Origin of the sequence: Acinetobacter lactucae (assembly GCF_001605885.1) — a bacterium.
GTDB lineage: Bacteria > Pseudomonadota > Gammaproteobacteria > Pseudomonadales > Moraxellaceae > Acinetobacter > Acinetobacter lactucae.
In genome coordinates this window covers 201,266-215,166 of record NZ_LRPE01000023.1, presented here as the reverse complement: position 1 = coordinate 215,166, position 13,901 = coordinate 201,266, and the positions used below count along the sequence as shown (strand labels likewise).

Annotated in this window: 8 protein-coding genes; 3 read left to right on the top strand and 5 right to left on the bottom strand. The window is 40.8% G+C overall.

Annotation, left to right across the window (positions count from 1 at the left end):
• Positions 1-86: 86 nt before the first annotated feature.
• From AWW73_RS10605 to AWW73_RS10590, 4 genes are all read right to left on the bottom strand, one after another.
• Positions 87-1,706 carry an ABC1 kinase family protein gene (locus AWW73_RS10605; RefSeq protein WP_062849615.1) on the bottom strand — a complete coding sequence of 540 codons (1,620 nt, stop codon included), beginning with the start codon at positions 1,704-1,706 and terminating at the stop codon, positions 87-89.
• 12 nt (positions 1,707-1,718) lie between these two features.
• Positions 1,719-2,387 carry a ubiquinone biosynthesis accessory factor UbiJ gene (locus AWW73_RS10600; protein ID WP_062849614.1) on the bottom strand — a complete coding sequence of 223 codons (669 nt, stop codon included), beginning with the start codon at positions 2,385-2,387 and terminating at the stop codon, positions 1,719-1,721.
• 11 nt (positions 2,388-2,398) lie between these two features.
• Positions 2,399-3,346: a bifunctional demethylmenaquinone methyltransferase/2-methoxy-6-polyprenyl-1,4-benzoquinol methylase UbiE gene (gene ubiE / locus AWW73_RS10595; RefSeq protein ID WP_062849613.1), complete on the bottom strand. Its 948-nt coding sequence runs from the start codon at positions 3,344-3,346 to the stop codon at positions 2,399-2,401.
• 147 nt (positions 3,347-3,493) lie between these two features.
• Entirely contained in the window at positions 3,494-4,201 is a 708-nt protein-coding gene (locus AWW73_RS10590; protein WP_016144183.1) for a DUF8198 family protein, read from the bottom strand.
• Between the two features lie 209 nt (positions 4,202-4,410).
• On the opposite strand from AWW73_RS10590, the gene pap reads away from it, so the two are divergent.
• On the top strand, positions 4,411-5,829 hold the full coding sequence (gene pap / locus AWW73_RS10585; RefSeq protein WP_062849612.1) for a polyphosphate:AMP phosphotransferase: 1,419 nt from the start codon (positions 4,411-4,413) through the stop codon (positions 5,827-5,829).
• A 22-nt stretch (positions 5,830-5,851) separates the two neighbouring features.
• Here pap and AWW73_RS10580 read toward each other — a convergent pair whose 3' ends face one another.
• Entirely contained in the window at positions 5,852-6,358 is a 507-nt protein-coding gene (locus tag AWW73_RS10580; protein WP_057104872.1) for a hypothetical protein, read from the bottom strand.
• A 171-nt stretch (positions 6,359-6,529) separates the two neighbouring features.
• Here AWW73_RS10580 and AWW73_RS10575 point away from each other — a divergent pair, with 171 nt between their 5' ends.
• Together AWW73_RS10575 and AWW73_RS10570 are read left to right on the top strand one after the other, a co-directional pair.
• On the top strand, positions 6,530-10,165 hold the full coding sequence (locus AWW73_RS10575) for an exodeoxyribonuclease V subunit gamma (protein ID WP_062849611.1): 3,636 nt from the start codon (positions 6,530-6,532) through the stop codon (positions 10,163-10,165).
• Positions 10,166-10,168: 3 nt separating this feature from the next.
• Positions 10,169-13,867, top strand: a complete 3,699-nt coding sequence (locus tag AWW73_RS10570; RefSeq protein ID WP_062849610.1) for a UvrD-helicase domain-containing protein — start codon at positions 10,169-10,171, stop codon at positions 13,865-13,867.
• Positions 13,868-13,901: the final 34 nt, after the last annotated feature.

Below are 13,901 nucleotides of genomic sequence, written 5' to 3'. Positions count from 1 at the left end.
AATGAACGAATAGTTGAGCTATAAATTTTTTTAAAATTAAAGTTTTTCCATAAAAAAATCCCTTGCACTGGCAAGGGATTTAGAATTTATTTCAAGATGCGCCAAAGTGCTAATAAACTACTCAGCACAATCAGAATAATCGAGACAAACCAAGGGCTAATAATCGCGATGGTCAATAAAATCAGCATGCTACTACCGAACATCCAACTGCGGCGTTGTTGATGTTCCATTTGCAAACGAAGTTGTTGAATTTCACGTAACTGACGGTCTTGCCAAGCAGATTGATTCTTTAAACCATTTAGACTGTCAATAATTAAACTTGGGAAATCTTGAGCGCCTAAAAGCAGGTCAGGTAACTGCTGGCCGAGCTCTTTTACATTTTTGACTGGGTTCATGTTGGATTTGACCCATTCCGTCAAAATTGGTTTTGCCAATTTCCAGATGTCGAGCTGCGGATAAAGGTCAGTACCTAAGCCTTCTACATGCACTAAAGTTTTGAGTAGCAGCATGAGTTGTGGCGGAATTTCTAAATGGAAGCGTCGAGCAATATCCATGACTTGAATTAAGATGCCCGCAAAATCAAGCTGATCCATTGGTTTAGACACCATTGGCCCAACGGTACGGCGCATTTCACGTGCTAACGAGTCTTGGTCCGTACCTGGTGGAATCCAGCCAGCTTGATGCACAATTTGAATAAGCTGCATAAAGTTGCTGTTCATGACAGCAAGCAACATGCGAGCAACTGTCATTTGGTCGTGTTTAGATAGTTCACCCATAATCGCGCAGTCCAGCGCAATAAAGCGTGGATTGCTTGGGTTGATAGTTTCTACAAAGACGTTACCGGGGTGCATGTCAGCATGGAAAAAGTTATCGCGGAAGACTTGCGTAAAGAAAATAGTTAATCCTTTTTCTGCAAGTTGTGCGCGATCCATGCCTAATCGGTCAAAGGTTGCCGTATCTGAAATAGGCACACCTGTAATACGCTCAGCCACCATGACATCTTTTGTGTCCATGTACACTTCAGGTACATACATCATGGTTGAGCCAGTAAAGTAATGGCGCATACGGCGGGTGTTATCTGCCTCAATACTCAAGTCCAGCTCATTTAAAATGATCTGGCGGTAGTCTTGAATAATTTCGGTGAGATGCAATGCACGAGCAGCCTCAAGGCGGCTTTCTAATGTATTTCCTAGCCATGCCAAAATTTCAAAGTCTTGCAAAATTTGATTGCGAATGTCAGGGCGAGTCACTTTAACCACAACTTCGCGACCATCATGCAACGCAGCAGTATGCACTTGGGCAATTGATGCGGCAGCTAATGGCTGATCATCAAAGCGAGCAAACAATGTATTAACATCGGCTTTTAACGAGTCTTGAATACGCTGTTTGGCAACCTCTCCATCAAAAGGCTTTACTTGATCTTGAAGTAAAACTAGCTGAGCGAGCACCTCAGGTGGAATCAAGTCACGACGAGTAGAGAGTAATTGGCCGAGCTTGATTGCAAGTGGTCCCATATCTTCTAAAGCTTCTTTGAGCTTTAAAGGGTTTTTACGTTCACGGCTCGACCATGCAGCTGGATGCATTTTAATAATATTTAATGCATGCTGAGCTTTAACTGGTAATTCATCCGCAGGGAACAACGTATCGAGTCTATAGTGCGCTGCAATACGCCAAAGTTCGAGTAAACGTGAAACGTGCGGAATCATATACAGTCTTACCTAGTCTTGAGAGGGTTGTAGTTGTGCATTGAGTTGCTGCAATCTTGCTTCTAGACGGTCAATGTCTTGATTAAGCTTGCGAGTAGCTTGAGTTAAGTCTTCCATTTCCCAGCGAGGGGCAAATAGGCCGCTATCTTCTTTTAATGCGTCTTCTGCAAAAAATAGATGACTTTGAAGAGAGCGTTTTAAATGTTTTGGTGCAAGTTGAATCTTGCCAATCTCGTGTGCGAGTTGAGGACCGACCCATCTGGATAAATGCGCAGCTAAATCTGGTTCAGCTTGCTGCATAATCTTTTGAATATCCTGTAATAGGTGATAATCACCTTGGAGTGGGATATTGCCAATCTGGTCTGGATCGCTGACTAATAATTTAATCAGTTCAACGACATCTTTAACATGCAAAGTGGCAGTTGCTTCAGAAATTTTGAATTGGCCATCAAAAGGACGTTGTTCAAAAATAGAAGGTTTTTCGCTGTGTCCTGTTGCAGTAGGTTCAAGACGTACTTTTTCTTGGTCAAAGAATACATCGACAGAAAGCTGCGGGCTATCAATCACTACACGCAACATTTTGCCCTGTAACTGATTAAGCTGAATGCGTGTAACCGCATCCAGATCGATCAGATGATGAATGATACGTTCGACTGCACCGAGTGCCAGAATCGACCACATATCGTTATCCCTTACAGTTTAAAGCCACGGTGAACGGCAACAATACCAGCAGTAAGGTTGTGATAGTCACAGTTCTGGAAGCCAGCATTTTCCATCATACCTTTTAAAGTACGTTGGTCTGGGTGCATACGGATTGATTCAGCTAAATATTTATAACTTTCTGAATCATTGGCAACCAATTTACCCATAATCGGTAAAGCGGTGAATGAGTAGAGGTCATAAAGTTTTGAAAATGGCTCAAATACAGGTTTAGAAAACTCAAGAATCAGTAAACGACCACCTGGCTTCAACACACGGAACATAGACGCAAGTGCTGCATCTTTATCTGTCACGTTACGTAAGCCAAAGCTAATGGTGACAAGGTCAAAGCTGTTGTCTGCAAAAGGCTCTAAGGTTTCTGCATTGGCAAGAACAAAGTCAACATTGGTACAGCCCGCATCAATTAAACGGTCACGGCCAACATTAAGCATAGATTCGTTAATGTCTGAAAGTACGACATGGCCTTGCTGACCAACTTCACGGCTAAATACTTTTGCTAAGTCGCCTGTACCACCAGCAATATCCAACACGTGTTGACCACGGCGAACGCCAGACATGTTAATTGCAAAACGCTTCCACAAACGGTGAATACCAAATGACATCAAGTCATTCATCAAGTCATATTTGCTTGCAACTGAATGGAAAACTTCTGCAACTTTTTGTGCTTTATCTTCAGTTCTAACAGTTGAGTAACCAAAGTGTGTTGTTTCACCCACGTTGCCGGTATTGCCCGCACCACGAGGTAAATTATATTTCGGTACAGAACCATTCACAGGCGTGTCTGTTAAGGTTTGCTGTAAAGTTTGTTGTTGCCCTTGAGGTGTACCTTGCGGTAAAGGTGAGCTTAGGAATGGGCTAACTTTGTCTGAACTTTGTGCCTGCTCAGTTGGAGATGTTGGCTTTTGGTTTTCGTTAGACATATTGTCTCTCCTAGACTCAAACTCAAGTGAAACGGAATAAGTTCTGCATGATGACAGATTTTGTCTATTTTTACAGGCATCATCATGCAAATATAATGAATAAAATCTCAACTTCGCGAGGTTGATTTTTTCTATGTGCCGACCTTATCACACTCTAAATGGATTCGGATGCCCTGAATGTACATTTTCAATAATCTGGCGTTCTTTTTCAGTAAAAGTCTTGATAAAGGTCTCGGCTGATTTTAACGGTTTCATTGCACTAAAACCATCTTGAATGAAATCATACATCAATTCGAAGTGATATTTTTGGGCAATACCTTTACACATTTTAAAAGCAGTAAACATCATAAATGAGCGCATGTACTTATCGAGCGCTGCTCCTAAATCATCAAGAAGGGCAAGCTGCTGGTAACGAGCCTCGGCCTGATCAAGCTTGATTAAGGTTAAACGCATAATCTCATCAGTGAGTACGGTATCTGCCGGATAGTCCTCAAGAAGTTGCATTGCTACTTGCTCATCAAGTCGAGTGGCAAGTACAGCCAAACTTACCGATTTAGTGCCTGTTTTAATTGCATTTTCAGGTAAAACTTTTTCTGCTTTATGCGCATATTTCAAGAGGCGTTCAATTTGAGCTGCCAAGGCATCAAACTCTGGACCGCCATATAAACGATTTAAAAAGTACTCTGACATGAGCTTATGCGCTGGCAAATTAAAAAAGTCGTGATGCGTATCTTTCATCCGCTCTTTTAGCCATGTTTGTACATCTTGCAAACGTTGGGCAAGCACAGGATTATCATGATAATTAAATGTTTTATATTGTTGTAAAAGATCATCAAAAGCAGCGAGTTTAGACATTTAAGGCTCTAATATTGGGCTATTTGCAAAAAATCATAAAAGGCATTGTAACCTTGTACTATGGCGAGTAGATGTAAAAAAAATGATTCATGCGTCAATTTTTAAACAGAATTTTGTCGCAATGACATAATTTGTATAGCAATTCATCATTTAACCGCATAAGTTAAAGATCATCGAAATTAAACAATAAAAGATTAGAGCCGTGGACTATGAGTGAACAACAACCAAAATTTGAGATTCGTGATGAAGAACAGCTTTCAGTCGATTTGATTGAAGCACAATATGCGTTAAAAGAAAGTCGGGGCAAACCTAACGCTAAAAGTACACTGATATTAATGAGTGGTATTGAACTGGCTGGAAAAGGGGAAGCGGTTAAGCAGCTTCGTGAATGGCTAGACCCAAGATATTTACGAGTCAAAGCAGACGCACCGCGTGTACTGACGGATACAGAGGCTTTTTGGCAATCTTACTCGGAGTTTATTCCGACTGAAGGACAAATTGTGGTGATGTTCGGCAACTGGTATAGCGATTTGCTCGTCACAGCAACGCATGTTTCTGAACCTTTAGATGATTCCCGCTTTGATGAATATGTTGAAAATATGCGGGCATTTGAGCAAGATTTAAAAAATAACTATGTGGATGTGGTTAAAGTTTGGTTTGACCTTTCATGGAAATCACTACAAAAACGTTTAGACAAGATAGACCCATCTGAGCAACATTGGCATAAGCTTCACGGCCTAGACTGGCGTAATAAAAAGCAATATGACACTTTGCAAAAGTTACGCCGTCGTTTTACCGACGATTGGTACATTATTGATGGTGAAGATGAAAAACAGCGTGATCAGTTTTTTGCTCAGTACCTTTTACAACATATGCGACAGCTCCCAGAACATGAAACTGAAGTCAAAGGACAATGGCAGCAAGCTAAAATTCCAGAGAGTTTGTTACAACCAGCTAATGAGCCACTTGAAAAAGCCGACTATAAAAAAGAACTCGATAAACTGAGCAAAAAAATTGCCGATGCCATGCGTTTTGATAAACGTAATGTCGTGATTGCTTTTGAGGGTATGGATGCAGCCGGTAAAGGCGGTGCTATTAAGCGAATTGTTAAAAACTTAGATCCGCGTGAATATGATATTCATTGTATTGGTGCACCTGAACGCTTTGAAGCTCGACATCCTTACTTATGGCGCTTTTGGAACCGTATTAATGAGGCTGAGAAAATCACGATTTTTGATCGGACATGGTATGGGCGCGTGCTTGTTGAACGTGTTGAAGGTTTTGCTTCGCCTTTAGAATGGCAGCGTGCTTATGATGAAATAAATCGCTTTGAAAAAGATTTATTTGATAGTCAAACGGTTATAGTAAAAATTTGGCTAGCAATTAGCAAAGATGAGCAAGAGCAGCGTTTTAAGGCGAGAGAAGAAACACCGCATAAACGTTTTAAAATCACTGCGGAAGATTGGCGTAATCGTGATAAATGGGATGATTATTTAAAAGCCGCAGCAGATATGTTTGAGCGAACCAGTACTTACTACGCACCTTGGCATATTGTTGCAACTGATGATAAATATACGGCACGTCTGGAAGTCTTAAAGGCTATTTTAAAACAGCTGAGAGCAGACTAGGCTCTCAGCTACAAGGCATATATTAATTTACAATAGTGCTACGGCTTTTTTGCTGAATACGCTTTGCAAGGTTATAACTGTCATTCAGATGAGTTTCTGCTATTTTTTTCATCATGAAATAACCTAAACTTGCTGCTACAATTTGTCCGCCTAGCGGTATAAATTTAGTCACCTGTTTCGTTACGATTTTGCCAAAAAAGCCATTAAATGTTTTTTTAACGGTGGTACGTGCCACTACAAAGCCTGAAAATTCAAAACCACGTTTACGTAGCTCATCCCAGTGAATTGTTTTAGTTTTTGGGTCGTAGACACTCACGTGTTCAGGTGCTAAACCAAAACGGGAATTGATATCTGGAATCAGGTGAGACAAAATTCCCAAATCTACTACCACGTCAAAAAAAGGAATCGGTACGAGCGCCGCTCCTGCTGAGACGTAAGCTCTTTTTTTGATGAGTTCATGGCACTCATCGCGAATTTGTTCCAGATTTAGGCTAGGATCAATATAGTCAGGAATCTTGTCAATTTTCATAATGTTTACCTGTATAAGTTTCTTGATGGCGTCATTCAAACCAAGTGGGTATATGACACCTAAAGTTAAATTATGCTGTGTTTAAACCAACGTGACATAGTCAGATTCAGTTGTATAGTAATGAATGTTTATGATTTTGTGCATAAATTATGCAAGCAGGATATGAAATAAATGGGGATTCATGTTATTCAAAGTCAACGTATTGATGTGTTGTTACAAGGTGTATTGGCGTCTACATCACAAGCTTCAACGCATCCATTACAGGTTTTGAAAACCCAACATTTTATTGTTCCAAGTCCTGCGGTCGAGCAATGGCTGATACAAAAACTTGCAGAACAGCAAGGCATGAGTGCCAATTACCATTTTCACCAACGGGTACGAGGTTTCCAATGGTTTGCCTACCAGCAAGTTTTAACTGCGCATAAAGAGCAGGTTCGTAAAGCGAACATCCCTCGTTTGATTTTTAAATGGCGGGTGCATCAGGCTTTACACGAATTTATTCAACCTGAAACGATGAGCATCGACACGTCGCATCCTTTACATTCTATTGTTCAGCGTATTTATGACAGCGCAGATCGACTCGAACAAGGCATAGATAAACAATTAAAAAAACAAAAAATGCTGTATTGGGTCGCTGAGCAGGTTGCCGATCTATTTAGCAACTATATGATTTATCGTGGACAGTGCCAGCGTGGTTGTGAAAATAGTTGCACTTGTCCTGAAAACTGGCTGTCTGCTTGGGGGCAGGGCCGAGCACTCGATATTGAAAAATATATTGTACAAAAAGATGAAGAAGTGACTGCTTTTGCATTACATCAAACGCAAGAGCTAGAACGTTGGCAGCGTTGGTTATGGCAACAACATTTTCATGATGACTTTTTGCAGATGCAACAAATCGATGAGTTGTTTTGGCAAGAGTTAGATCATCCGGACCGCAGTAAGCGTGCTATTTCAAGATTACCTAATCAAGTGGTGATCTTTACGTTGTTAGATTTACCGCCAAGCCAATTACAGTTTTTGCGCCGTTTAGGGCAATACGTTGATGTGCTGATTTTGCATTATAACCCTTCACAAGAATATTGGGCTGATAGTGTCGATCCACTCTGGAAACAACGTTATGACTTAGGGGTAAAAGAGCGTTTTATTGCAAAAAATCCGAAGGCAACAGATGCTGAAATTAGTGATTTCTTTAATAAATTTACACTCAACTTTAATGCTGAAGCGCGTGAGTCCAGACATCCGCTTTTAACCAGATTGGGTAAACAAGCCCGCGACCACTTTTCACTATTATCAAATTTATCTACGGGCGAAGAAGGTAAGTGGGTGGATGCTTTTGTGGATGATTTTCCTGAAAGTTTACTTGGTAAAGTTCAGTCAGATATTTTGCATTTAGTGGAGCCTCAAGCTAAGCAATATGCGCTTGTTCCAGATGATGACTCGATTCAGATTCATGTTTGTCATTCGACTTTACGTCAGCTTGAAGTATTAAAAGAGCAGTTGATTTGCTGGTTGGCTAAACCACATGAGCAGCCGCGCCGTCCAAACGATATTTTAGTTTTAGTTCCTAATTTGGCTGATATAGAGCCATTAATTCGAAGTGTATTTCCCGCTACTGCCACTGAGCAAGGTGTACATTTGCCGGTGAAGATTGCAGGTGTTGCATCACTTGATGCACTTAATGCTTGGCGTGCCGTGATTGGGCGTATTCAACTGATGCAGGGGCGTTTTAGCTTTGATGATTTTGCTGACTGGTTAAGTTTGCATGCGACCCAGCAACGTTATGAACTTGAATATGTTCAGGTTGAGCGAATTTTAAATTTACTTGCCGAGGCAGGCTTTAAACGAGGGCTGGATGCAGAGCATCTCAAACGCAGTTTGTGTGAAGGGGACGACGATTACCGATATAGCTTTAAATTTGCCTTAGAAAGATTGGCTCTTGGTATTGCCGTGCCTGTGCATGCGACGTTTAATCAGGTGTTGAGTTATGCCAAAGTTCAACCGAGCGATTTCGAGTTGGTGGGTACACTCATTCAGATTTATCAAGATTTGAATGAGCGCCGTGATTGGCTGACTCTGCATGAACAAGGAAAAGTCTACACGGTTGAATATTGGCTCCAAGTGCTGGGCAAGGATATTATTGAATTTGAGCAGGTCGGTGTTGCAGCTTTAAAGGCTGTGCGGGAAATTGTTAAAAAACAAGAACGAATGTTAACGCTCGCAAGTTATTACGCCGAGACAGAAACAGGAACTTTGCGCAAAATTACCTTGCCTCTGCCTTATATTATTGAAGAAATTCAACGGACATTAGAAAGTCAAAGTGCGCAAGCTGAACCGACAGGGCAAATTACCTTTGCCCAAATTGGACACATTCGACCGTTACCTTATCGTTTAATGGTTATGCTAAATCTTGATGCAGGGCAATTTCCAAACCGTGATACACACGTTCCATTTGATTTGATGGATGCACTGCGCCAACAATTAGGCGATCGCTCTCGACTTGAAGATGATCAAGGTGCTTTTTTAGATGCTTTATTATTAGCCCAAGAAAATTTATGGCTGTTTTATAACGGCTTTGATGTGAACGATGGTGAAGTGCGCGAACCTTCCAGTATTCTTCAAGAGTTCCGTGAGCATCTTGCTTTAATTGTGAAAGCTGAAAATGATGCACCTGAAAAAATAGTTGTTGAAGGGATTGAGATTCCATCACAATTAAAACAACTCTATCACTTACATGATTTACAGCCCTTCGACCCGAAAGGTTTTACTGTAGAAAAAAGTGTTATTCGCTACCAAGACCACTGGTTTAAGATCGCTTCACAAATTCAGCAAGTTTCAGGAAGCCGTCAACCTTGGACGAACACAACCTATCCGCTACAAGCACCGGATATGCTGGTTTTAGAGAGCCAGCAGTGGATACAGGATGTGACATTCCCTGCACGGTTATATTTGAAAACTTTAGGGGTAGAAAACTTAGGAAGTGTCGGAGTGCTCGACCAAAATGAACCGTTATTATTAGATGGTTTAGGGCGCTATGCGATTCGACATTTTTTACAACAATCTGAACAGCAAGCACAACCTGAAGTATTAATTGATCAGTTACCTGTAGGTAAAGTCAAATATAGTGCATGGCAACAAGGTGTATTTGAGCAAGAATGTTTGCTTGAACGTCTTCACCATTATGCACCAGCAGTGACACAAACCACTCAGCGTATTTGGCGAATTGCTAAACAGCTGCATATGAATATTACAGTTCCGAAGTCTGAAACTTGGGATTGGGTGAGTATGGAGCCTTCAAGCGCTCGGGCAAAAAGACGTGCTAAAGTCTGGTTAGAATATCTACTTTGGTTAGCTTACTTAAATGAAGGAAGTGCAGGGGCTGAAAAACGCCGTATTGTGGTTTTTAGCGATCAAACTGTGATTTGTAGTGGCATAAGTTCTGAGCAAGCTCGGCAATATTTACAGCCATGGTTTAAAATCTGGCGCCATGCACAGCAACAACCTTTGGTTCTACCAGCAGCCTTATTATTAAAGCCGCTAGAAAAAGCTAAAGCATATCAGTGGGAAACAACAAATCAGACAGAAAAAGCAAAACTGGATGAGAAGAGCTATGCTGAGCTGCTAAAATACTGGAATGAAACAGGGTCATTTACCACGATGGATATGACTCAAAATGAAGCTTGCAAGTTGCATCAAGACTGGAGCTTTATTTTACAAGAACAAGATGCACAGGCTTTACTTCAACATGCTTGTGATGAGTTTGCCTATGATCTGTATCATCCGGTTTTTCAATTTCAACATTCGGAGTAAGGCATGAACTCAAGAGTACAGGTGTCTTATCAACCTATTATTGATATTGAATTTAGTGGCTTACATTTAATTGAAGCTTCGGCAGGTACAGGAAAAACCTATACCTTATCAAGTTTGATGGTCCGTATCTTTCTTGAAAAGTACTTGCCTAGACAAGTCATTGCGACCACGTTCACCCGTGCTGCTGCCGCCGAGTTAAAAAGCCGTATTCGTGCACGTTTGGTTGAAACGTACCGTTATTTAGATGCCAAGCGTAGTTTTACAGAACAAGAATTACTTACGCAGGCAGAGCAAGAACCTGACTTATTACTCGAGCATATTCTAAAGCATTTTGCGACGCGTATTGCCTATGCTTGTGAACGCTTAAAGTTAGTGATAGATCAGTTAGACGAGCTATTTGTCGGGACACTCGATAGCTTTAGCCAAAAGTTGTTGCGTGAGTTTGCTTTTGAGAGTGGCAAAATTGAACGTGCCCAAATTACTGATGATGCCAAAACCTATAGCCGACAACTAATTCATGATGTTTTACGTGAATGGATACAGTCTCAACCTCAAACCGTGATTGATGCGTTGTATTTGGCAGGTGAGCTTAAGAGTGTTGATAGTTTTGTTAAACTGGTCGAAGACTCACTGAATTTTAGTTCAGCTCATTTTAAACTTCCCGAAAAACCAACTATTCAATTTGAACAACTTGCGCAGCTCAAACAATTAGCGACAGAAATTGATATCAGTCTTTTAGAAGCATATTACCTGCTTGATGGCGAGCACTATAAACATGTGAGCGGGACAGTATTTAGAAATGGGGCATTTAATAAACTATTTAGTGAATTTTTACCGCAGTTACTACAAGTTCTAAAGCAAAGCGACATTATTTTAGTTTTTGACGGGTCATTAGCCGCACAGAGAGAACTTGTTTTTAAGTTTTTAGGCCAAATTGCCGATCAAAAAGTTTTTAAGAAATGTCCTGCTGAAATTTCAGATGGATTCTATCAACATCCCTGTATTCAACAGATTCAACAGCTATTTGGCGTACTGAAAAACTACGCCGAGCAGTTCGACCAGCTTCATATTTATTTAAAAGCCTATTTATGTGTAGAGGTTAAAAAACGCTTACCACAGGTTTTGCAAAATAAAGGTGAGACTACTTTTTCTCAGCAAATTCGTACACTTTCTGAAGCTTTAAAAGGTGAGCAGGGGCAACGTTTTGCTGTATTTGTGCAGGCTCGATATCCCTTAATATTGGTTGATGAATTTCAGGACACTAACCAAGATCAAGACGACATGCTGGCGAGCATTTGGCGTCATCCAGAGCGCTACAAAAAAGGTTGCATGATTATGGTGGGTGACCGTAAACAGGCGATTTACGGTTTCCGCGGTGGGGATATGCTCACCTTCTTAAATGCCTATAAAGATATTCAAGCTAAACATGGTCGTGAATATAAGTTAATTCATAACCATCGTTCCGTTGCGGATCTGGTTGAAGTGGTCGATGCCTTGTTTCAAAGGCAAATCGACTTTGGTGAAGAAGTTCAATATGACCCAATTCGAGCAGGAGCTCGGCCTCATCCGGTTTTAGTTGATCAAAACCAGCCTAACCCCCATCCTTTACGCTGGTTGATGCTCAAAGATAAAGAAACAGAGGCTCAGCAAGTTGCATGGAAGATTCGAGATCTACTTAACCAGTCACATGCTGGACAACTATATTTTCAAAAAGATGCTCAGACTCAAACCTTAAACGAAGATGATATTGCGGTATTGTCTCGTAATCATGATGGCCTCGATAAAGTTCAATTTGAGCTAGAACGTTTAGGAATTCGGGTTAATCGTCCATCAAAACGAAGTGTTTTCGATTGCTCGATTGCTCAAGACGTGGGTGCTTTGTTGACGGCCATACTTCATCCTTACGATGAGGCAAAAGTAAAGCGAGCGTTAATTAGCCGTCTATTTGCCATGGATTTAAAACAACTCTTGCAACTTGAGCAAACAGCCGAAGGGTTAAGCCAGTTTATGACTGGTTTTGACATGATTAGAGAGTTGTGGTCCGCTCAAGGCTTTTTAGTGGCATGGCAACAATGCCTCATCCAGTTTGATATATGGCAAAATCTGGTTGCAGCTCAAAGTAAAGATAATGAACGGGTTGTGGTGAACTTACGTCATTTAACTGAAATTTTGAGTCAGCACAGTGAAAAATACTCAGGTGCCCAGAACCTTTATCACTGGTATCTCAAACAGTTACGTTCTCCTCTTGACCGTGATTGGGAGTTAGAACGTAAATTATCGAGTGAAGCTGGTGTTCAGCTCATGACAATTCACCAGTCAAAAGGACTGGAATTTAAGATTGTATTTTTATTAGGTGCAGATAAGCCCTTTCGAGAAAATAATAAAACACTCAATTTTTCGACCCAAGATATTATCAAACCAGACTCAAACCAGACTTTGACTCAACGTGTCGTTGCGATTGCTGACAAAACTTATTTGAATGAGATTGAACTTAAGCAACATGAGGAGCGAGCGCTCGCTGAACAGAATCGTCTTTGGTATGTCGCTTTAACGCGAGCAAGCCATCGCGTCTATGCTGTTTTACAAGATCTCGATGGTAAATCGGTATCAGGCCTCGCATTTTGGAAAAATAGGAATGAGCCTTTTCAGCACCATTGCTGTACGGATGAAATGGTTTTGGAACAGATTCCACAAGCAATTCATTTAGCCAAACAAACAAGTATTATTGAAATACAAGCAAAACGGTTTCCTGAACAACGTTTTTATTCGAGAGGGAAAACCAGTTTCAGTTACTTGGCACAGCATTTAAAACATAAGGCTGGCACAGATTTATTGGCCAGCCAGAGAAATGATGCTGTATTGGCAGAAGATGAGTTGGACTTAATTAATACTGCTGAAGCAATCAGTGCTCAGCCGATTGACTGGATAAAGAATAACTTTCCTAGAGGAACGCTTGCCGGTAATTTCTTGCATGAAATATTTGAACATATTGATTTTCAATGTTCAGATGACTGGGTCATAGAAATACGACGTCGTTTTAAAAATGACTATAGTAGCCTTTGGCAAGATTTACTCATTAAATATAACGAGAGCTTCCCAGAAGAGGAAGATGCCGAAAATCTGCTTTACCAGTCAGTTGCAGAGTGGTTAAAAGATATTTTGCGAACGCCGCTTTCTCAAGGCTTTCGATTAAACCAGCTCCAACAAGACCAGTATCTGTCAGAGTTCCCTTTTTATTTAGCACTCTCAGATCGGGTATTAGCGATGACTCGTATTCAGCAACTCTTCGCTGAGTATGGGTTGAATATGCCGGAATTACTTGAAGCTCGCTCAGCACGTTACCTCAATGGTTCTATCGATTTGGTTTATTTTGATGGTCAGCGTTACCACATTGCCGATTATAAAAGTAATTACTTAGGCGATGATCTTGCAGATTATCGTAGCGACAGCATTGCCCAAAGTATGTCTTTAGCAAGTTATTGGCTACAAGCAGGTTTATATCTCGTTGCGTTACATCGTTATTTGCAAGTCAAAATGCAGGATTACCAGATTGACCAACATTTGGGTGGGGCAACTTATCTTTATTTACGTGGTATGAATGGTGAAGCGGAGCAGGGGTACTATTATTGGGAACCTAGCGTCGAGTTTATTCTTCGTCTTGATGCCATTTTGGGGTATTTTGCTGAGGATAAAATTGCATGAAAAATGCTGATAAAATGCGTAATTTGAAGATTAA

Bases quoted from the DNA above. Each gene is read 5' to 3' on its own strand.
- AWW73_RS10575 (WP_062849611.1), top strand. From the start codon at position 6,530: ATGGGGATTCATGTTATTCAAAGTCAACGTATTGATGTGTTGTTACAA.
- AWW73_RS10600 (WP_062849614.1), bottom strand. From the start codon at position 2,387: ATGTGGTCGATTCTGGCACTCGGTGCAGTCGAACGTATCATTCATCAT.
- AWW73_RS10590 (WP_016144183.1), bottom strand. From the start codon at position 4,201: ATGTCTAAACTCGCTGCTTTTGATGATCTTTTACAACAATATAAAACA.
- AWW73_RS10605 (WP_062849615.1), bottom strand. From the start codon at position 1,706: ATGATTCCGCACGTTTCACGTTTACTCGAACTTTGGCGTATTGCAGCG.
- ubiE (WP_062849613.1), bottom strand. From the start codon at position 3,346: ATGTCTAACGAAAACCAAAAGCCAACATCTCCAACTGAGCAGGCACAA.
- AWW73_RS10580 (WP_057104872.1), bottom strand. From the start codon at position 6,358: ATGAAAATTGACAAGATTCCTGACTATATTGATCCTAGCCTAAATCTG.
- AWW73_RS10570 (WP_062849610.1), top strand. From the start codon at position 10,169: ATGAACTCAAGAGTACAGGTGTCTTATCAACCTATTATTGATATTGAA.
- pap (WP_062849612.1), top strand. From the start codon at position 4,411: ATGAGTGAACAACAACCAAAATTTGAGATTCGTGATGAAGAACAGCTT.